At 42.6% G+C, this 21,158-nt stretch carries 14 protein-coding genes, 2 tRNA genes and 1 other annotated feature; of the genes, 14 read left to right on the forward strand and 2 right to left on the reverse strand.

Annotation, left to right across the window (positions count from 1 at the left end):
- Window positions 1–21: 21 nt before the first annotated feature.
- From aspS to NQ556_RS05390, 4 genes are all read left to right on the forward strand, one after another.
- On the forward strand, window positions 22–1,815 hold the full coding sequence (gene aspS / locus NQ556_RS05375; RefSeq protein ID WP_008369635.1) for an aspartate--tRNA ligase: 1,794 nt from the start codon (window positions 22–24) through the stop codon (window positions 1,813–1,815).
- A 56-nt stretch (window positions 1,816–1,871) separates the two neighbouring features.
- Window positions 1,872–5,057 (forward strand): RICIN domain-containing protein, encoded by a 3,186-nt coding sequence (locus NQ556_RS05380; RefSeq protein WP_008369633.1) that lies wholly within the window; start codon window positions 1,872–1,874, stop codon window positions 5,055–5,057.
- 18 nt (window positions 5,058–5,075) lie between these two features.
- Window positions 5,076–8,630 (forward strand): RICIN domain-containing protein, encoded by a 3,555-nt coding sequence (locus NQ556_RS05385; protein WP_008369632.1) that lies wholly within the window; start codon window positions 5,076–5,078, stop codon window positions 8,628–8,630.
- 157 nt (window positions 8,631–8,787) lie between these two features.
- Window positions 8,788–9,957, forward strand: coding sequence for a M20 metallopeptidase family protein (locus NQ556_RS05390; RefSeq protein ID WP_044998604.1), 1,170 nt, complete (start codon window positions 8,788–8,790; stop codon window positions 9,955–9,957).
- A 190-nt stretch (window positions 9,958–10,147) separates the two neighbouring features.
- Here NQ556_RS05390 and NQ556_RS05395 read toward each other — a convergent pair.
- Window positions 10,148–10,220: transfer RNA gene (locus tag NQ556_RS05395), tRNA-Gly, on the reverse strand.
- Window positions 10,221–10,480: 260 nt separating this feature from the next.
- On the opposite strand from NQ556_RS05395, the gene NQ556_RS05400 reads away from it, so the two are divergent.
- Window positions 10,481–10,553 (forward strand) — tRNA-Gly (locus NQ556_RS05400).
- A gap of 266 nt (window positions 10,554–10,819) precedes the next feature.
- Here the strand turns inward: NQ556_RS05400 and NQ556_RS05405 are convergent.
- A complete protein-coding gene (locus NQ556_RS05405) occupies window positions 10,820–11,698 on the reverse strand; it encodes a hypothetical protein (protein WP_195371092.1) in 879 nt (292 codons plus the stop codon).
- Between the two features lie 219 nt (window positions 11,699–11,917).
- On the opposite strand from NQ556_RS05405, the gene NQ556_RS05410 reads away from it, so the two are divergent.
- The 9 genes from NQ556_RS05410 (at window position 11,918) to hslO (ending at window position 21,152) form a co-directional block, all read left to right on the forward strand.
- On the forward strand, window positions 11,918–13,204 hold the full coding sequence (locus NQ556_RS05410; RefSeq protein WP_195371082.1) for a homoserine dehydrogenase: 1,287 nt from the start codon (window positions 11,918–11,920) through the stop codon (window positions 13,202–13,204).
- Between the two features lie 33 nt (window positions 13,205–13,237).
- Window positions 13,238–14,086 (forward strand): thymidylate synthase, encoded by an 849-nt coding sequence (gene thyA, locus NQ556_RS05415; protein WP_008369620.1) that lies wholly within the window; start codon window positions 13,238–13,240, stop codon window positions 14,084–14,086.
- Between the two features lie 17 nt (window positions 14,087–14,103).
- Window positions 14,104–14,592, forward strand: coding sequence for a dihydrofolate reductase (locus tag NQ556_RS05420; RefSeq protein ID WP_008369618.1), 489 nt, complete (start codon window positions 14,104–14,106; stop codon window positions 14,590–14,592).
- An 80-nt stretch (window positions 14,593–14,672) separates the two neighbouring features.
- Window positions 14,673–14,931 (forward strand) — a binding site (T-box leader).
- Window positions 14,932–15,019: 88 nt separating this feature from the next.
- On the forward strand, window positions 15,020–16,750 hold the full coding sequence (ilvB, locus tag NQ556_RS05425) for a biosynthetic-type acetolactate synthase large subunit (RefSeq protein WP_008369614.1): 1,731 nt from the start codon (window positions 15,020–15,022) through the stop codon (window positions 16,748–16,750).
- Window positions 16,751–16,768: 18 nt separating this feature from the next.
- The gene (ilvN, locus tag NQ556_RS05430; RefSeq protein WP_204575878.1) at window positions 16,769–17,278 is read left to right on the forward strand and encodes an acetolactate synthase small subunit; all 510 of its coding nucleotides are present in this window, start codon (window positions 16,769–16,771) and stop codon (window positions 17,276–17,278) included.
- A 154-nt stretch (window positions 17,279–17,432) separates the two neighbouring features.
- A complete protein-coding gene (locus tag NQ556_RS05435; protein ID WP_008369610.1) occupies window positions 17,433–18,458 on the forward strand; it encodes a branched-chain amino acid aminotransferase in 1,026 nt (341 codons plus the stop codon).
- Complete coding sequence (locus NQ556_RS05440; RefSeq protein ID WP_008369608.1) at window positions 18,458–19,093, forward strand: lactate utilization protein; 636 nt, start codon at window positions 18,458–18,460, stop codon at window positions 19,091–19,093. Before NQ556_RS05435 ends, NQ556_RS05440 begins: the two co-directional genes overlap by 1 nt.
- A gap of 378 nt (window positions 19,094–19,471) precedes the next feature.
- Window positions 19,472–20,254 carry a class I SAM-dependent DNA methyltransferase gene (locus tag NQ556_RS05445; RefSeq protein ID WP_259812409.1) on the forward strand — a complete coding sequence of 261 codons (783 nt, stop codon included), beginning with the start codon at window positions 19,472–19,474 and terminating at the stop codon, window positions 20,252–20,254.
- A gap of 19 nt (window positions 20,255–20,273) precedes the next feature.
- Entirely contained in the window at window positions 20,274–21,152 is an 879-nt protein-coding gene (gene hslO / locus NQ556_RS05450) for an Hsp33 family molecular chaperone HslO (protein ID WP_008369602.1), read from the forward strand.
- Window positions 21,153–21,158 lie beyond the last annotated feature (6 nt).

Genomic DNA, 21,158 nt, shown 5'->3' on the forward strand with positions numbered 1-21,158 from the left:
AACGCAGGAGGAGAAATTAGAATGGCAGAGTCAATGACAGGACTGAAAAGAACACATCGGTGTGCAGAGCTTTCAGAGGCAAACATCGGTGAAAAAGTAACCATCATGGGATGGGTACAGAAGAACAGAAATAAAGGTGGACTGGTTTTTGTAGATGTACGTGACCGTTCCGGACTGATCCAGGTTGTTTTTGAAGAGGGAAGTACAGATAAAGCGCTTCTTGAGAAGGCAGCAAAGCTTAGAAGTGAGTTTGTTGTAGCAATCGTGGGAACTGTTGAAAAACGTTCCGGTGCAGTTAATGAAAATCTTGCAACAGGTGCGATTGAGATCAAACCGGAAGAACTCAGAATTTTATCTGAATCTGAGACACCTCCGTTCCCGATCGAAGAGAATTCCAAGACAAAAGAGGAAGTACGTCTGAAATACCGTTTCCTCGATCTTAGAAGACCGGACATCCAGAGAAACCTGATGATGAGAAGCCGTGTGGCTACTCTCGCACGTCAGTTCATGGCAAAAGAAGGATTCCTTGAGATCGAGACACCGTTCCTGATCAAGAGTACACCGGAAGGTGCAAGAGATTACCTGGTACCGAGCCGTATTCATCCGGGAAGCTTCTATGCACTTCCACAGTCACCGCAGATCTTCAAACAGCTGCTGATGTGCTCCGGATATGACCGCTATTTCCAGATTGTAAAATGTTTCCGTGATGAAGACCTTCGTGCAGACCGTCAGCCGGAATTTACACAGATGGATATGGAACTTTCTTTTGTAGATGTTGATGATGTCATTGATATCAATGAGAGACTGCTTGCACATCTGTTCAAAGATGTACTGGATATCGATATACAGCTCCCGATCCAGAGAATGACCTGGCAGGAAGCAATGGACAGATTCGGTTCTGATAAACCGGATATCCGTTTCGGCATGGAGCTGGTTAATGTGACAGAGACTGTCAAAGACAGCGAATTTGTTGTATTTAAGAATGCGATTGAAGCAGGCGGAACTGTTCGTGGTATCAACGCAAAAGGACAGGGTGGCATGGCCAGAAAGAAGATCGACAAGCTGGTTGATTTTGCAAAAGGTTATGGAGCAAAGGGACTTGCTTATATTGCAATCCATGAAGACGGAACTGTCAAATCTTCTTTCTCAAAATTCATGACGGAAGAAGAGACAGCAGCGCTGATTAAAGCGATGGCTGGAGAGAATGGAGACCTTCTTCTCTTTGCGGCAGATAAGAATAAAGTTGTATGGGATGTTCTTGGTGCACTCAGACTGGAACTGGCACGCCAGATGGAACTCCTTGATAAGAATGAATACAAATTCCTGTGGATCACAGAATTCCCGCTTCTTGAGTGGAGTGATGAACAGAACCGTTTCACAGCAATGCATCATCCGTTTACCATGCCGATGGAAGAAGACCTTCAGTACATCGACAGTGATCCGGGAAGAGTCCGTGCAAAAGCATATGACATCGTTCTGAATGGTAACGAGATCGGAGGCGGAAGTGTCCGTATCTTCAACCAGGAGATCCAGAGTAAAATGTTTGAAGTACTTGGATTCACACCGGAACAGGCACAGGAGCAGTTCGGATTCCTTCTGAATGCATTTAAATACGGTGTGCCGCCACACGCAGGACTTGCTTACGGTCTTGACCGTCTGGTTATGCTGATGGCAAAACAGGACAGCATCCGTGACGTGATCGCGTTCCCGAAGGTAAAAGATGCATCTGACCTGATGACAGAAGCACCGGAGAGAGTTGATCTGAAGCAGCTGGAAGAGCTTGGACTGGAGCTGGAAGAGCATACAGCGGAATAAAACAGAGTAAGGTATGATGTGGATGCATCATACCTTTTTGTCTACAAGGAGAATTTATGAGGAAAAAGAGAAGAACAGGCTATTTCATAACGGTGGCTGCGCTAGTATGCAGTCTGATTGGGAACAGTGTGGTTGTTTCGATGGCAGCAGATCAGGAATACAGTGAAGTTGAAGTTCAGGAGAATAAAAATCCGGATAATGCGGGAAACGAAAATGAGACTGATAAAGTTATGGATTCGGATGAACCAACTGAAGAGCCAACTGAAGAGCCGGCAGAAGACCTAGCGGAAGAGGATTCAACAGAAACAGATTCGGAGATGAAAGATGATGCAGAACTCAAAGATTCTGATCAGCAAGAAGAAAAAGAAATGACCATGCGGGAACGATTGGATCTACTTGCGGAAGAAAACAAAGGTTTAATATCAGAGGGGAATAATCTTATTAACACTGTACTGGATACCTATATGGCGATGAACACTGTGGATGGGGGAACTAAGAATGGTACAGCAATCTGTCTGTGGAATGAAAACCTTGCGAGTACCCAGCAATGGGAAGTGATTTGTGATGAAACAGGATATTTGACATTTCTGAATAAAAAATCAGGGAAAGTACTGGACGTATCGGGCGGAAATGCCAAAAGCGGTACAGCGGTACAGCTTTATGATGCTAATGGAACTTATGCGCAAAAATGGATTGCGATAGAAGAAGAGGCTGGAATTCGTCTGGTATCAGCGTTGGATGAGAATCTTGTGTTGGATGTAGTAAATGGAAAAAGTGCGCAGGGAACGAGACTCCAGATATGGTCAGACAATGGTACACCGGCTCAGAGATGGAAGATTCGAACCGTAGAAGATATATATACAGAGATGGATCAGAAAGCAGCAGAAAGCATAGATGCTTTAGCGGATGGAATTTATGTGATTCGCAGTGGACTGAGCAGAAGGCAGGTGCTAGATGTATCTGGGGGGTCAAAAGATAACAGCGCAAATATCCAGATTTACGAATCCAATACGACTGCTGCGCAAAAGTGGAAAGTGACACATGATGAAAAAGGTTATCTTACGTTCATCAATATGGGTTCAGGAAAAGCATTAGATGTTGTGAATGGGCTGGGGAATTCTGGAAATAATGTAGCGCAGTATACGAGCAATGGAACACGTGCGCAGAAATGGATTGCTGTAAGGTTAGAAAATGGAAAATATCTGTTATATTCAGCTCTGACAGAAAATCTTGTGATTGATGTGACAGGAGCAAACATAAAAAATGGAAGTAATGTGCAGGTTTATCGCAAGAACGAAACAACTGCCCAGCAGTTTTTATTTACAAATACAACTGCTGAAATTGGAACATGTGAAGATTTTGGAATCAGTGAAAACTGGTATGAAATTGTACCTAAAAGTAACGAAAAGTCAGCAGTAGATATATCAGGTGCGTCTTCAAATAATGGAGCAAATGCACAGATTTACAGCAGAAATCAGACCTATGCCCAACTTTTTAAGTTTGTTTATGAAGAGGGATATTATCGTATCCTGTGCGCACAGACAGATAAGGTATTGGAAGTTGCAGGAGGGGATGTTGTCCCGGGAACAAATATCAGGCAGTGGAGTTCTGTGAAAGATAAAAAAGATCAGTTGTTTTCAGTCTGCGTCAATGAAGACGGAACTTATACATTTAAAAATGTGGCAAGCGGACTTACTGTAAGCCTCGCGAATAAAGCAGGAAGTTCAGGAACCAATTTGCAGGGGGAAGAAAGCAGTGAGGGAGATGAACAGAGGTTTTATCTGGTGAGACGGACAAATCTGATGCAGGAAGGCATTTATTCAATCAGTACATGTCTGGATGCAGGAAAATGGCTTGATGTGAAAAATGGATCAATGTCAGATGGCGCAGGAATCCAAATCTGGCAGGGAAATGGAAGTCTTGCGCAAAAGTGGAAGATTATGGCAGTAGAAGGGAGAGAAAATACATACTCATTTGAATCTCTGGTATCGGGATTGATGCTGACTGCAGACGTAAATGGAAATGTTGTACAGATGAAGGAAAGCGGGGAGGAAGATCAACAGTGGATGCCTACAATTTCAAAGGGATATCTTATTCTGAAAAATGTAGGAAACGGAAAAGTTCTTGACGTTGCAGGTGGTACAAATAAAAATGGAACAAAAGTACAGACATATGCTGCGAATTCCACAAATGCGCAGCGTTTTCGTATAGATGGGACATCGGTGATTGCTAATGGAATTTATCTTATACAGATTAGCAGTAACCGGAAGCAGGTAATTGATGTAAGTTCAGGATCCAGAAAATCAGGAGCGAATATTCAGACATGGGAGTCGAATAATACCGGTGCGCAGAAGTGGAATATTACCCGGAATTCAGATGGTACATACAGCATCGTTAATGCAAAAAGTAAGAAATATCTGGATGTACTTAATGGATCGGGAACAGCCGGGGCAAATGTTCAGCAATGGGATGGCAACGGTTCAAATGCACAGAAATGGAAGATTACGTATACTGGGAAAGGTGGATTTAGAATCAGTTCATTACTCGGCGATGCGTTAGTGCTGGATGTTTCGGGGGAAAATAGCTATAATGGGGCAAATGTTCAGGTTTACACAGATAATGCAGGTAGAGGACAACGATTTTCCTTTGTATCTACAAGTTATACACCGGAGCCCGTTAACCTGGGAGTTCCATGTGTGCAACAGTATCCAGAACTTCCAACGGGCTGTGAATCGGTTGCACTTACGAATGTGCTGAAATATTATGGATATAATATTGGAAAGTCGACAATAGCAGATTCTTATCTTCCACGCAGTAGTTGGAATTTTGTAACCTGTTTTTGGGGAAATCCACATAGTTCTAACGGTAATTGTACTTCTGCACCAGGTCTTACCAATGCAGCCAACGGTTTTCTGAAGAGTCACGGAAGTAATAAACGGGCGTATGATGTGTCAGGCAGTTCCTGGCAGAAGTTGTATGATTATCTGGATGAAGGAAATCCTGTTATTATATGGACTACAATTTATCAGCAGTTTTTAGGTGCATGTTATGCTTCACAATGGTATAATGGAAAAGAATACAGAACTTATACGAATTCGCATACGGTGGTTTTAAAAGGATATGATAGAAACAAGAATGTAGTTTATCTGTCAGATTCCATTTCCGGTTATCTGACAGAAGATGCAAATTGGATCAGTATGCTTTATACAGCACGAGGTATGCAGGCAGTAGTTATAAGGTAAAAGGGGGAAGGATGGAAGATGAAGAGTAATGTGATTAGAAAGCTGCTTCCGGTAATGCTTATGATTACATTGACAGCAGGGATTGCACCAGTATCTTATGCAGCAGCGGAAGAACCTGCGCAGCAGACAGAGGGCGTGGACGAAGAGCCAGTGCAGGATTTCGAAAATGAAGATGCAGATGATCAGATATCGGATGGGAATAATCAGACTGAGGAAGCAGAAGAAGTCAGAGAACCAGAAGTCAGGGAACCAGATTTAAATACATCAGAAGATGATTCAGAGGATACAGATGCAGTGCAACAGGATAAATCTGAGAAAGTGAAGACGCAGACTGAAACAGAGAATATGGATGAGCTGGCTGGTGTATACAGAGATGTGATTCCAGATGGTGAATATGTGATCGGGGAAAAGGGAAGCCGTCAGGTGCTGGATGTTAAAAATGGATCAAAAGCCGACAGTGCAAATGTACAAGCATATCAATCAAATATGACGGCTGCACAGAGATGGAAAGTGGTACATGATTCAAAGGGTTATCTTATTTTATCGAACACTGGTTCAGAAAAAGCACTGGACGTAAATGGTGGCATTGCCGCGAATGGTCAGAATGTACAGCAATATACGAAGAATATGACAGCAGCGCAGAAGTGGGTAGCTGTACCAAATGAAGAGGGAACAATTATTCTTTATTCAGCACTTGGTAAGAAACTGGTTCTCAACGTGACAGACAGTAACAATGTGGAAATTTGTGAAAAGACAGATACAAGTGGAACGGATTTTGCTTTTTACAGTACGCAAACAGAGACGGTGAAAAGTGAACGCACGATAGAAGATGGAACCTATCTGATTACAAATGGAGATCAGACACTTACTATAAACAGTGGTTCTGATGGAAGCGGGGTCCGGAAAGTTTCCAAAGATGGAAAGTCCGCGAAAAAGGCTTTTTACATAGCATACAATGAAAAAAAAGCAGCGTATACGATTTGTTCAGTATATTCAGGCAGATTTCTGGATGCAAATTTAGGAGATGTTGTTCCGGGAGCTGTAGTTTCAGCATCTGGAACAGAAGCCGGAAAAGCATTACAGAGATTCTGGAAGATTGAGAAGGACGAAAATGGTCAGATGTATATCCGAAATGCGGCAAACAATCAAATGCTAGGAAGTGCAGCAGACGGAGAACTGATTACAGTTCCGGCAGATGATGAGAGAGTAGTAAGATGGACGTTTGAACAATCTGATTTTTATTGGAGCGAAAAAGAGATTGATACTTTTGCGGCAACAAAAGCAGAAATTTCGGATCTGACAAATGGGACCTATCAGATTACAACGTCAATAAAGACAGAAATGACCCTGGATGTCTCGAATGGATCAAAAAATGATCGGGCTAAAATTCAGTTGTATGAGTCAAATAATACGAATGCGCAGAGATGGAAAGTCGAAGCTACAGGAGACGGATATGTAAGAATTTTGAATATTGGATCCGGAAAAGTTTTGGATGTGAGCAATGGTACAGCTAAAAGTGGAACAGCTGTACAGCAATTTCAAAGTAATAATTCCAGGGCGCAGAAATGGATTCCTGTAAAAAATGAAAATGGAACCTATACATTTTATTCAGCTTTGGGACGGAATCTGGTATTAGATGTGTCATGGGCGGGAAATGCAAATGGAACGCAGATTCAGATCTATGATTCTAATGAAACACCAGCACAGATGTTTAAAGTCTATAATACAAAAGTGGTCGTAGCATCGGAAGGGAAAGTGCTCGAAGATGGTTATTATGCACTGACTTCCCTTACAAATAATAAGATGGTTCTGGATCTGAGTGGTGCAAATTCTGCAAATGGCACAAAATTGCAGATGTATCAGTCTAATGGAACACTGGCTCAATGCTTTGAAGTAAAGTATTGTAAAGATGGTTATTACAGACTGAGAATTGTTGCAACCGCGAAAACGGTGGATTTAAAAGGCGGGGGACTGATTCCGGGAACAATTGTTCAGGAATGGCAAAACGATGATAATACCAAAAATCAGAGATGGGTTATCCGGAAAAATGAGGATGGTTCCTATACTTTGATTTCAGCAGCGAATGGTCTTGCTATGGATGCGGGCAAAGCTGTTTCCGGTGAAACAGTTACAACACAGGAAACAACAGAAAGTACAAACCAGAAATGGCAGTTTGTTCCATTTAAAGCATCTGTAAGTGAAGGCTGTTATATTGTTGAGTCTGCACTTGCTTCACAGAAAGTGATTGATATCACAAATGGAAGTACTGCAGTAAATGCGAATGCGCAGTTATATTCTTATAATAAGACGATGGCACAGAAGTGGCAGGTTCGCACAACAGAAGATGGATATATTACATTACAGAATGTAGGATCAGGTCTTTATCTGACAGAATCAGGAAATAATGTATGTCAGGCAGATAATTCAGGAGATACAGAAGCTGCACAATGGAGTTTAGAAGTGCAGATGGGAGGTGGATATATCCTTATCAATAAGGCATCTGGAAAAGCGATTGATGTATCAGGTGGAAATACTGCGAATGGAACCAATATCGGAACCTATATAGTGAATGGAACAAAAGCACAGGCATGGAAATTTAACAGTGCAAGTATAATTGAAACCGGATTTTACGAATTTGCACCACTCACAAATACAGGACTCAGGATGGATGTAGCAGGAGGTTCTTCAAATAATGGTGCAAACGTTCAGGTGTATTCTTCAAATGGAAGTTATGCGCAGCGTTGGTGGGTAAGAAGTGCGGGAAATGGATGGTATACGATTACATCCTGCTGTTCAGCAAAACTGCTGGATGTACAAAATGCATCTACAGCAGCCGGTGCAAATGTACAGCAGTATCAGAATAACGGAAGTAATGCCCAAAAATGGAAATTTGTTATGGGAGAGAAAGGAATTCAGATTGTATCTGCACTTGGAAATGTAGTGGATGTCAAAAATGCATCTGGAAAATCAGGTGCAAATGTTCAGGTATGGAGCAAAAATTCTTCAGATGCACAGCAGTGGAGGATATATACAGCAGCAAGACCGAATAAGATTGGATGGCAGAATCCGTCAGGATATCCACAGGTGAGTTCGAAAACAGTTGTACTTCCAAGCTATTGTACAGGTTATTTTACTTATGTATCGCCTTCAACGATTGCATATGATGCAACTCGTGAAGATTGTATTAATGCATTTATCAGACGTGCATATGAGTATATTGGAACAAGATATATAGAACCTTGGTCAAGCTGGCCGGGAGATGCAGTGGATTGTTCGGGATTTGTATTACAGTGTTTATATGCAACTGGCATGGATTTAGGAATTTACAATCCTTATAATCACAGATGGCAGGCATGGCAAACCTATAATTCTATGAATTGGTACAGAAATAATACCTTTAAGCCGGTAAGTACATCAAATATGCAGAGAGGCGATCTGATTTATTACAATGGACATGTGGCAATTTATCTCGGAAATGGAATGATGATTGATTCATGGCCGAATCAGGGAGTAGGTATTCATCCAGTGTCAAGTCGTGGAACGGTGATTGGAGCGGCAAGACCATATGTGTAAGCAAAAGTAAGTGAAAATATTTTATTAAAGAAAAATGGAAAATGAACATTTTTTCACAGAGAGCAAGATTGGCTGTCAAAGTGAAGAAATGTTCATTTCTTTTTTTATAGCGAAATTCTATAATAATGATAGTTGAAATAAAAGGAGGATGGGATATATGGCACATAAAATTTTAGAAGAAGCGCAGGAAATAAATGATCTACTTATAAAATGGAGAAGAGATCTTCATCAAATTCCTGAGACGGATCTGGAGCTTCCAAAGACTGTGGAATATATCAGTAAACGTCTGGATGAGATGAATGTAGAATACAAGGTATTTCCTGAGGTTTCAGTGATTATCGCTCAGATTGGAAAAGGGGATAAATGTTTTCTTCTGAGAAGTGATATGGATGCGCTTCCGGTAGAAGAGGAAACGGGACTTGAATTTGCATCAAAGAATGGCTGTATGCATGGATGCGGACATGATCTGCACGCTACGATCCTTCTTGGAGCGGCAAAAATTTTAAAGGCGCATGAAGAAGAACTGCCGGGCGTGGTCAAATTATTGTTCCAGCCAGGTGAGGAGACCTTCCGCGGAGCGAAAGCAGCAGTGGAAGCAGGAGTCCTGGAGAATCCGCATGTAGATGCTGCCTTTGCAGCGCATGTATTTGCGGCAATTCCATGTGGAACGATTGGATATGGTGTGGAAGCCATGGCATCTGTATATGGCTTTAAAATCACCCTTACAGGACGTGGCGGACACGGTTCTGCACCGGAGGGCTGTATTGACCCGATCAATGCTGGTGTAGAAGTTTATCATGCTCTTCAGGCACTGATCGCCAGGGAATGTCCACCATCAGCAGAGGCAGCACTTACAATTGGACAGTTTACAGCTGGTAATGCAGCAAATGTAATTCCGGAGCGCTGCGTGCTTCAGGGAACACTAAGGACATTTAATGAAGAAGTAAGGACGATGCTGATCCGGAGGATCAATGAAATTGTTCCGGCTGTTGCAGCAGCTTATCGTACTACATGTGAAATCGAAGAACTCAGCAATGTTCCGAGTGTAACTTGCAATGAAGAACTGAATGCAGAGTATATTAAAAGTGTTGAGTCTCTTGAGAATCCGGGAACAACGATTAACGGTGGATTTCATGTCATGGGATCCGAAGACTTTGCCGTGATTTCGGCAAAAATACCGGCAAGTTATTTTGTAGTCGGAGCCGGAGTGGAAGATCAGAGTAAATGGAAAGGACAGCATAATCCAAAGATTCTGTTTAATGAAAAAGCATTACCGCTTGGCGCAGCCATGTATGCGAAGATTGCAATGGACTGGCTGGCAAAATAGAAGAGTAGATCTATAAGATTAGAATAAATAAAAAGAAGGGATCAGACTTTTACAAAAAAGTGAAAGCGGATCCCTTTTTGTGTATCTGGCACAACTCTGACAAAAGGGGTCTTTTGATTTAATTAAAAGTTTAATCAGAAATTTACATGAATGAAAAAAGAGACTTATGAAAATCATAAGTCTCACAAAGAGCGACAGACGGGACTCGAACCCGCGACCTCCACCTTGGCAAGGTGGCGTACTACCAACTGTACTACTATCGCATCTATTAAATTGTGTTCATCAGAACAATATCTACTATACAGTACAAAGAAGGAATTGTCAACGAAAAAATGAAGAAATTCTGTTCTACTTTTTGCGGAGATTCAATAAGTTTTCTGTTAATCAGACAAAAAATGATTTTAACAGAATAATAGGTGAAGACAAGTAGAAAAGTCCGACATATAAAATTGAAAATATACTTGACCAATTGATAGATATATTGTATAGTATTTATTGTTCTGATGAACAACAAATAATGAATGCGATAGTAGTACAGTTGGTAGTACGCCACCTTGCCAAGGTGGAGGTCGCGGGTTCGAGTCCCGTCTGTCGCTCTTGAATTAAGAACTACATGTTGCGTGTGGTTCTTTTTTTGTGCATACAATGAGCCAAATACAGATTTTTACACCCATGCAGATTTGTGCTTGCACAAGGATCTGCATGGGTGTAAAAATCTGTATTTGGCGAATGTACATCATCGAGCTGCTAAGCGAGATGGTGTGCGTTCGCCGGGGGTTCGTGTTCACACGAAACCCTGGCTCATTACTAACGTAAAAAAGACTGGCATCGAGCCAGTCTTTCATCATAACTATTCTTTTTTTTATTTCAGGAAGAACCAGTATCCTGCAAATGCAGCAGCTGCGATGATCAGGAAGATAAGGATTACAACAAGCACAACAGGAAAATGTCTCTCATCATCGTCATCTTCTTCGTCTAACATATTCTGATAGTTCTCACGCATCTCCTGTTCACGTTTTTCACGGACATGCTTTGGTGGGATATTAGAATAGGTCTGTTCTTTTTCTCCCTCTGGAGTGGAAAGATCAGGTGCAGTAATTTTAAGTTCATCCTCTTCATCAGAAATGATACGTGTGCTGGAATTGTCAATTGCATGTACCGGTTTGGCTTCTTCCGGACGTTTCTTTTTCGGACGTGGACGAACTTTTTCCCGGCTTTCTTCCTGACCTTCTGCATATTTGAGAAGTGGACGGTCTGAAGTAGCAGGGCGTTTCTTTGGATGCGGTCTGGATGGCTGTTCTTCGGAAGAACCTTCTGTCTTCGGACGAGGTTTTCTTACCGGTCTTTCGCCTTCGGCAGCCGGGTTCGGACATTTTTTCTTCGGATGAGTCGGTACTTCTGGATTAGCAGAAGAAGCGGTCCGCTTTTCGGTGTTTTCCGGAGATACCGGACGTTTTTTCTTTTTCTTTGGCTGGGCAGGACGTTCGGCAGAAGTTTTTTCTCCTTCGGCAGCCGGGCGCTTTTTGTGTGGCTTTTCTGCAGCCTTACCGGCTTCAACTGTTTTTTCAGCCAATGCTTCTTTTGCAAGCTTTTTTTTCTTTTCACGCTGTTTATCTAAATTCCACTGCTTTTTACAATCGCGGCAGATTGCGAATTCATTGTAGATTGCTTCACCGGCTTCATTTTCGCCTATTTTTTTGTTCTTGATCTCAAGATCCTTTTTACAAATCGGGCACTGCATGATTTATCTCTCCTCTTTGGTTTTTTAATATGTATCTACTCCCTTATTAAATGATGTAAATGTTAAAAATTATGTTTAACATTCACGTCCTTAAATACATAGAATCATACATATATAATGTTATCACGTCCCCCAAAGATGTCAAGAAAGTTCTTTGAATATTCACAAAAAAGTGCTAGAATAAAATGGATTTACTATAGATTAGGAGGACGCGAAGATATGACAGATACAAAGACAATCAAAGTAGGATTACTTGGACTTGGAACAGTCGGAACAGGTGTTTATAAATTGATTGGACGCCGCAGTGAAGAGATGCAGCAGAAGACCGGCGCCGCTCTTGAAATAAAGAAAATCCTGGTACACAACATGAAAAAAGTAAGACAGGGTGTAGATCAGAATCTGCTGACAGATCAGTGGAAAGAGATTATAGAAGATGATGAAATCCAAATCGTGATCGAGGTGATGGGCGGAATTGAGCCAGCGAAAACGATGATCACAGAAGCACTGAAAGCAGGGAAAAATGTAGTAAGTGCAAATAAGGATCTGATCGCAGAATATGGAAAGGAACTCTATGACGCTGCGAAAGAAGGTAGCGCTGATTTCCTGTTTGAAGCAGCGGTAGCAGGAGGAATCCCGATCATCCGTCCGCTTAAGCAGTGCCTGGAAGGCAACCAGATCGATGAGATCATGGGAATTGTCAACGGTACGACTAACTATATCCTGACAAAGATGTTTGAAAATGGAATGGATTTCACAGAAGCACTCGCAAAGGCGACAGAGCTTGGCTATGCAGAAGCGGATCCGACGGCGGATGTGGAAGGCCTGGACGCAGGACGTAAGGTGGCAATCATGGCTACGTCAGCATTCCATTCACAGGTGAAATTTTCGGATGTCTATACGGAGGGAATCACAAAGATCACAGCAGCAGATGTAAATTACGCAAAAGAGATGGGAAATGTGATCAAACTGATCGGTATTGCGAGAAATACATCTAATGGAATTGAAGCAGGTGTTTATCCGATGATGATCGATAAGAAACATCCGCTCGCTACCGTAAGAGATTCCTTTAATGCTGTTTTTGTACACGGAGATGCAGTTGGGGATACCATGTTCTATGGAAGAGGAGCAGGAGAACTGCCGACCGCAAGTGCAGTTGTCGGAGATGTGATGGATGTTACAAGAAATATTGTATGGAACTGTACCGGAAGAATCGGATGGAGCGCATACAAAGAGCTTCCGATCAAGGAATTTGCGGATGTCAAGAATCGTTTCTTTATCCGTATGCAGGTGAGTAATGAACCGGGAGTACTGGCAGCAATCGCGAAAGTATTCGGAGATCATAAGGTAAGTATCGAACGTGTGATCCAGGAACAGGCAAAAGCGGCAAAGGCAGAACTTGTCATCGGAACATCCGCAGTCAAGGAATACCATCTTCAGGATGCACTGGAGGAATTAAAAGAAATGCCGATCGTAAGTGAGATCAGCAGCATTATCAGAGAATATTAGAAGGCACAGCATTGGAAAAAGGAGTAATCAGGCATGAGTTATGCAGACAAAGTTTTTATAGAGATGTGCAGGGACATCATTGATAATGGAACCAGCACAGAAGGAGAAAAGGTACGTCCGAGATGGGAAGACGGGACTCCGGCGTATACTGTAAAAAAATTTGGTGTGGTGAACCGGTATGATCTGCGAAAAGAATTCCCGGCACTGACACTCAGAAGAACCGGGATCAAAAGCTGTACGGACGAGCTTTTGTGGATCTGGCAGAAAAAATCCAATAATATCCACGATCTGAACAGTCACATCTGGGACAGCTGGGCAGATGAAGATGGATCGATCGGGAAGGCATACGGCTATCAGATGGGCGTAAAGCATGTCTACAAAGAAGGAATGATGGATCAGGTAGACCGTGTACTCTATGATCTGAAGAATAATCCTTACAGCCGCCGGATCATGACGAATATCTATGTACATCAAGATCTTCATGAGATGAATCTGTATCCGTGTGCATACAGCATGACGTTCAATGTGACAAAAGAAAAAGGCAGCGACAAGCTGACACTGAACGGAATCCTGAACCAGCGTTCCCAGGATGTGTTGGCGGCAAATAACTGGAATGTATGCCAGTATGCTGTGCTGCTTCATATGCTCGCGCAGGTATGCGATATGCAGGTGGGCGAATTTGTACATGTGATCGCAGATGCACATATTTACGACAGGCATATTTCACTGATCGAGGAACTGATTTCAAGAGAGACGCACCCGGCACCGAAATTCTGGCTGAATCCGGAAGTGAAAGATTTCTATCAGTTTACACCGGATGACGTAAGATTAGACGATTATGTGACAGGACCGCAGATCAAAAATATTCCGATCGCGGTTTAGAAAAGGAGACAGATACGATGAACATTATTGTAAATGCAGATAAAAACTGGGCAATAGGAAAGAATAACAGTCTGCTTGTACGAATCCCGGCAGATATGAAATACTTCCGTCAGATGACAGAAGGAAATATTGTCGTGATGGGAAGAAAGACGCTGGAAAGCTTTCCGCAGGGGCGTCCGCTTGCCAACCGGGTTAATATCGTGATTTCCCATAATCCGGATTATCAGGTGAAGGATGCGATCGTGGTACACAGTGTGGAAGAGGCAATGCAGGAATGTAAAAAGCACAAAGGAGAAGTCTTTGTGATCGGCGGAGAAAGTATTTACCGTGCAATGCTTCCGTATTGTAATATAGCGTATGTTACGCGGACAGATCATGTATATGAGGCAGATACCTGGTTCCCGGATCTGGAAAAGGATCCGGATTGGCAAAAAACAGCTGAGACGGATGAACAGACATATTTCGATCTTGAGTATGTATTTGCAAAATATGAAAGAATAAAATAGATCAATAAAATTTGCGAAATGTATCATTGACAAATCAATAGACCACTCATTATAATAAATGTAATCGATGAGACAATAGAAAAAATGCTATGACAAGGAGGAGTATATAATCTTCGGAAGCAAAGAGAGAAGGCGGACGGTGTAAGCCTTCATGAAGGGATTGTAGAAGTAGCCTTTGAGCAGCGGACCGAACGGGAATTTCTCAAGTAGACTTCGACGTAGGCCCTACGTTACAGGGGAATAGTATCGAACATTTCTATGGTTCTGTACTTGCGTGAGAGCAGAGAAGCAGCTTCTCTGAAGACAGGTGGTAACACGGATTTTATATTCGCCCTGAACGGTCAGCCGTTTAGGGCGTTTGTTATTCTATATGACTATGATAAAAATTTGGCGATCATCTGTATAGAAAATTCATGGAGGTAAATTTATGAAAAAAATATCAGGGAACAAATTACTTGTAAAAGCATTAAAAGAGGAGGGGGTAGATATCCTTTTTGGATATCCGGGAGCCTGTACAATTGATATCAGTGATGAAATATACAAACAGGATTACACAAAAGTTGTACTTCCGCGTCATGAACAGGCACTTGTCCATGCTGCAGACGCTTACGCCAGATCAACAGGAAAAGTCGGGGTATGTCTGGTAACAAGCGGACCGGGTGCAACCAATCTGGTGACAGGAATTGCAACGGCAAATTATGACAGTGTACCGCTGGTATGTTTTACCGGACAGGTTGCGAGACATCTGATCGGAAATGATGCATTCCAGGAAGTTGATATTGTAGGTATTACAAGAAGTATCACAAAATACGGTGTGACAGTAAGAAAGAGAGAAGATCTGGGAAGAATCATCAAAGAGGCATTCTATATTGCGCGTAGCGGACGTCCGGGTCCGGTTCTTGTGGATCTCCCGAAAGATGTAATGGCAGAGCTTGGAAGCCCGAATTATCCGGAGACAGTCAATATCCGCGGATATAAGCCGAGTACCGGTGTTCACATCGGACAGCTTAAGAGAGCAGTCAAGATGCTTGGAAAAGCAAAGAAACCGTTGTTCCTTGCCGGTGGTGGGGTAAATATTGCAGGAGCGAATAAGGCGTTTACCGAACTTGTAGAACGTACCCAGATCCCGGTTGTGACAACGATCATGGGACGTGGTGCGATTCCGACAACGCATCCGCTTTTTATCGGTAATCTGGGGATGCACGGTGCATATGCATCCAATATGGCAGTGGAAGAATGCGATCTGCTGTTCTCGATCGGGACCAGATTTAACGATCGTATCACCGGAAAACTGCATGCATTTGCACCGAAGGCTACGATCGTACATATCGACATTGATACTTCCTCCATCTCACGTAACATTCAGGTAGATATTCCGATCGTTGCGGATGCAAAAGAAGCAATTGAAAAATTATTGGAATATGTAGAACCAATGGAGAAAAAAGAAAGCTGGATGGAACAGATCGAAGGCTGGAAAGAGGAGCATCCGCTTAGGATGAAACCAAAGGGAGACCAGATGCAGGCTCAGGATATTCTGGAGACGATCAATGAAGTGTTTAAAGAGGATGACAAGATTGTTGTGACAGATGTAGGACAGCATCAGATGTTCACATCCCAGTATCTGGAAGTGAATGAAAAGACCAGACTTTATATGTCCGGCGGACTTGGAACCATGGGATATGGATTCCCGGGAGCAGTCGGAGCGCAGATTGGCAATCCGGACAGTACGGTGATTGCAATTTCCGGTGATGGCGGTATGCAGATGAATATTCAGGAATTTGCAACAGCAGTGCTGGAAGAACTTCCTTTGATCCTCTGTGTATTTAACAATACCTATCTTGGAATGGTTCGCCAGTGGCAGAAACTTTTCTATGGAAAACGCTATTCTATGACAGATCTTCGTGCAGGCGCAGCGACAAGACGTGGAGAAGAGCATCCACCGAAATATACGCCGGACTTTGTAAAACTTGCAGAAAGCTATGGGGCAAAGGGAATCCGTGTAACCGAAAAATCCGAGATGAAAGCAGCATTTGAACAGGCAAAAGCAAACCGTGCACTGAAGGTGCCGACTCTGATCGAATTCATGCTGGATCCGGAAGTACAGGTTTATCCGATGGTACGTCCGGGCGGAACCCTGGAAGATCTTTTGATGGATTAATGGAGAGGAGAGGTGAAGATGGATAATACAATGAAAAAAAGATGGATTTCCTTATATGTGGAAAATCAGGTTGGTGTACTTTCAAAGATTTCCGGACTCTTTTCCGGTAAATCCTATAATCTGGAGAGTCTGACGGTAGGTAGAACAGAAGATCCGACTATCTCCAAAATGACGATTGAGACGAACAGTGATGAAGAGACTTATGAGCAGATCAAAAAACAGCTGAACCGTATGGTTGAAGTCATCAGAGTCATTGATTTTACAGAAGTATCTGTTGTTATGCAGGAGCTGATGTTTATCAAGGTAAAAAACTGTACACCGGAAGATAAGACAGAGCTTTTCCAGATCGCGCAGACCTATCAGGCAAAGGTACGTGATTATGGAAAAGACAGTGTGCTTCTTGAATTTGTACACACGGCACATAAAAATACAGCGATCATCCAGTTTCTACGTTCTGAATTCAATTCAATTGAAGTTGTAAGAGGCGGAAGTGTGGGGATTGAAGCGATCACAATGCCAAAAAGATAAAAAAATCAAAAAAAACAGAGCGCACTCTTGAATTTGAAAAACAGAAGTAATATAATAGCGATATGTAATCCGTAGGATTTAAAATACGGGAAGCAAAAATTATAATTTAGATATATGTTACTGTAAGAAGCAACAAGGGAATGGAGGAATTACAATGGAAAAGAAACAGATTGACTGGTCAAGCATAGGATTTGGTTATATCCCGACCGAAAAGAGATATGTTTCAAATTACAAAGATGGAAAGTGGGATGATGGATGCCTGACAGAAGATGCCAACATTGTATTGAATGAGTGTGCAGGTGTTCTGCAGTATTCCCAGTCAGTATTTGAAGGTATGAAGGCATACACAACAGAAGACGGACGCATCGTTGTATTCCGCCCGGATATGAACGCAAAGAGATTTGCTGATTCCGCAAGAAGACTTGAGATGCCGGTATTTCCGGAAGACCGTTTTGTAGATGCGATCGTACAGGTAGTAAAAGCTAATGCGGCTTATGTACCACCTTACGGATCAGGAGCGTCCCTTTATATCCGTCCATATATGTTCGGAAGCAATCCGGTTATCGGAGTTAAACCTGCTGACGAATATCAGTTCCGTGCATTTGTAACACCAGTAGGACCATATTTCAAGGGCGGCGCAAAGCCGATCACAATTAAAGTCTCAGACTTTGACCGTGCAGCACCGCATGGAACAGGACATATCAAAGCTGGTCTTAACTATGCAATGAGCTTACATGCAATTGTAACAGCACATGAAGAAGGCTATGCAGAGAATATGTATCTGGATGCAGCAACAAGAACAAAAGTAGAAGAGACAGGTGGAGCAAATTTCATCTTCGTCACAAAAGATGGTAAAGTAGTTACTCCGAAGTCAAACAGTATCCTTCCATCTATTACAAGACGTTCTATTCTTTATGTGGCAGAACATTATCTTGGACTTGAGACAGAAGAAAGAGAAGTATATCTTGATGAAGTAAAAGACTTTGCAGAATGCGGACTTTGTGGAACAGCAGCAGTTATTTCACCGGTTGGAAAGATTGTAGATCATGGTAAAGAAATCTGCTTCCCAAGCGGAATGGATGAGATGGGACCTGTTATCAAGAAATTATATGAAACACTTACCGGAATTCAGATGGGACACATCGAAGCACCGGAAGGATGGATCCAGGTGGTTGAATAATGGATAAATTCGTTACAAAGCGAAATGATCTGCTCGCTGAGCAGGTGATAAAGAATTTGAAGTCCCGTCAGATGGAGGGACATTATGTACAGACCAAAGAAGAGGCACTTGCCCTTGCACTGGAGCTGATTCCGGAAGGAAGCAGCATCAGTTGGGGAGGGTCTATGAGCATTAAGGCAATTGGTCTTCCTGAAGCACTTCATAAAGGAAATTATAAAGTGCTGGACAGAGCTCTGTGTGCGACACCGGAGGAAAACGCAGAGATGATGCATCAGGCACTTAACTGCGATTATTTTCTGGCAAGCTGTAATGCAATCTCGGAAGATGGGATACTGGTTAATATAGATGGAAATGCAAACCGTGTGGCAGCTATTTCTTACGGACCGGAAAATGTTCTGATGATCGTTGGCATGAACAAAATTGTAAGAAGTGCAGAGGATGCATATGCCCGTGCAAAGTATGTGGCAGCTCCGATTAACGGACAGCGTTATGAAGGGCTTCCGTGTACGAAGACAGGTGTCTGTTCCAACTGTAAATCTCCGAAAAGTATCTGCTGTCAGACACTGATTACAAGATTCAGCCATGTTCCAAACAGAATAAAAGTGATTCTGGTGAATGAAGAACTGGGATTCTAAAAAAACGAAGAGAATCAGGGAATTTCCCCTGGTTCTTTTTTATTTCATAGGAAATTCCGAAGGAACTTCCTATGAAATAAAAGGCACTACGTGCCGGAGATGCGCACTCGCACGAAGATGAAGAAAGTCGCAAGCGACTGCGCTCGGCGCGAGAATGTGCCAAGGCACATTCTTTTTTGTGTCTGAAAAAGAAAATGCGTTACTGGTCACAGGTACTGTGAACAGTAAAGAAAATTCCAAAAGGGAAAAGTTCTCATCAGAATATGACTTTCCTAGAGGAAAATCCTGTGTTATACTATAAAATAATCTGGATGTCAGGATGCGCAGCGGAGTGGTCCGTGGACATCGGTCAGTGCGGCTTATGGGCATTGATGGCGAATCGAAAGAGAGGAACAACAGAGTATGGAAGCGTATACAAGCTTTGCATGTGTATATGATACCTTCATGGATAATATTCCCTACGAAGAATGGTGTGAATATCTCACCGGTCTTATGAGAGAATATGGTGTCAGAGATGGACTGGTACTGGATCTGGGGTGCGGTACCGGGAATATGACAGAATTGCTTGCAAAGGCAGGATATGATATGATTGGTGCGGACAATGCGGAAGAGATGCTGGAGATCGCAATGGAGAAACGAGACAAATCCGGTTATGATATTCTGTATCTTCTGCAGGATATGAGAGAGTTCGAACTGTATGGTACGGTAAGAGCTGTCATCAGTGTCTGCGATTCAGTCAATTATATTACAGAGCCGGAAGAACTTCAGGAAGTATTCCGCCTGGTCAACAATTATCTGGATCCGAAAGGTGTTTTTATTTTTGATTTTAATACACGTTACAAGTATGAAGAGATTCTTGGGGATCGCACAATTGCGGAGAACCGGGAGGAATGCAGTTTTATCTGGGACAACTATTATTACGAAGATGAGAAGATCAATGAATATGATCTGAGTCTTTTTATTGAGACAGATAAGGACAGTGGGCTTTATCGCAAATATGAGGAGACGCATTATCAGAGAGCGTATACGCTGGAGGAGATGAAGGAACTGATCCGGAAGTCGGGGCTGGAATTTGTGACAGCATACGATGCATTTTCAAAGAATGCGCCGATGGACACAAGCGAGCGCATTTATGTGATCGCAAGAGAACAGGGAAAATAGAACAGGAGAGAATTGTTATATGAAAGATTATATTGTAAGAGCAACTGCGGGAGACGGACAGATCCGTGCATTTGCCGCAACAACCGGAAATCTGGTGGAAGAGGCAAGAAAGAGACATGACACAAGTCCGGTAGCAACAGCGGCACTTGGAAGACTTCTGACAGCAGGAGCAATGATGGGAGGCATGATGAAGAATGAGACAGATGTGCTGACGCTTCAGATCAAAGGTGATGGACCACTTGGCGGAATTACGGTGACTGCAGATGCAAAAGGTGACGTGAAAGGATACGTCGATCATCCGGAAGCAATGATGCCGCCTAAGAATGGCAAGCTGGATGTTGGAGGAGCTGTTGGAATCGGTCTTTTAAATGTTATTAAAGATATGGGACTGAAAGAACCATATGTTGGACAGACTATTCTGCAGACAAGTGAGATCGCAGAAGATCTGACGTATTATTTTGCAACCAGCGAACAGGTTCCGTCATCTGTGGGCCTTGGAGTATTGATGAACAAGGACAACACTGTACACTGTGCAGGTGGATTTATTGTGCAGGTAATGCCGTTTATATCGGATGAAGTGCTGGATAAACTGGAAGAGAATATCAAGAAGATCTCTTCTGTTACCAGTATGCTGGATAACGGACATACACCGGAGCAGATGCTGGAGCAGGTACTGGATGGCCTGAATGTGGAATTTACAGATACAATGGACACACAGTTTAAATGTAATTGTTCGCATGAGAGAATCGAGAAAGCCATCATCAGCATCGGAAAGAAAGATATCCAGGAAATGATCGATGACGGAAAAGAAGTAGAAGTAAAATGCCATTTTTGCAATACGGCGTATACATTTAGTGTAGAAGAACTGAAACAGATTTTAAAACAGGCAAAAAGATAAAGAGGT

The organism is Coprococcus comes ATCC 27758, assembly GCF_025149785.1.
Taxonomy (GTDB): Bacteria; Bacillota; Clostridia; order Lachnospirales; family Lachnospiraceae; genus Allocoprococcus; species Allocoprococcus comes.

What these genes read in the sequence shown, in the direction of transcription:
- thyA (WP_008369620.1), top strand. Translation starts at nt 13,238, where the DNA reads ATGAGTTATGCAGACAAAGTTTTTATAGAGATGTGCAGGGACATCATT.
- hslO (WP_008369602.1), top strand. Translation starts at nt 20,274, where the DNA reads ATGAAAGATTATATTGTAAGAGCAACTGCGGGAGACGGACAGATCCGT.
- NQ556_RS05435 (WP_008369610.1), top strand. Translation starts at nt 17,433, where the DNA reads ATGGAAAAGAAACAGATTGACTGGTCAAGCATAGGATTTGGTTATATC.
- ilvN (WP_204575878.1), top strand. Translation starts at nt 16,769, where the DNA reads ATGGATAATACAATGAAAAAAAGATGGATTTCCTTATATGTGGAAAAT.
- NQ556_RS05420 (WP_008369618.1), top strand. Translation starts at nt 14,104, where the DNA reads ATGAACATTATTGTAAATGCAGATAAAAACTGGGCAATAGGAAAGAAT.
- NQ556_RS05385 (WP_008369632.1), top strand. Translation starts at nt 5,076, where the DNA reads ATGAAGAGTAATGTGATTAGAAAGCTGCTTCCGGTAATGCTTATGATT.
- ilvB (WP_008369614.1), top strand. Translation starts at nt 15,020, where the DNA reads ATGAAAAAAATATCAGGGAACAAATTACTTGTAAAAGCATTAAAAGAG.
- aspS (WP_008369635.1), top strand. Translation starts at nt 22, where the DNA reads ATGGCAGAGTCAATGACAGGACTGAAAAGAACACATCGGTGTGCAGAG.
- NQ556_RS05405 (WP_195371092.1), bottom strand. Translation starts at nt 11,698, where the DNA reads ATGCAGTGCCCGATTTGTAAAAAGGATCTTGAGATCAAGAACAAAAAA.
- NQ556_RS05410 (WP_195371082.1), top strand. Translation starts at nt 11,918, where the DNA reads ATGACAGATACAAAGACAATCAAAGTAGGATTACTTGGACTTGGAACA.
- NQ556_RS05390 (WP_044998604.1), top strand. Translation starts at nt 8,788, where the DNA reads ATGGCACATAAAATTTTAGAAGAAGCGCAGGAAATAAATGATCTACTT.
- NQ556_RS05380 (WP_008369633.1), top strand. Translation starts at nt 1,872, where the DNA reads ATGAGGAAAAAGAGAAGAACAGGCTATTTCATAACGGTGGCTGCGCTA.
- NQ556_RS05440 (WP_008369608.1), top strand. Translation starts at nt 18,458, where the DNA reads ATGGATAAATTCGTTACAAAGCGAAATGATCTGCTCGCTGAGCAGGTG.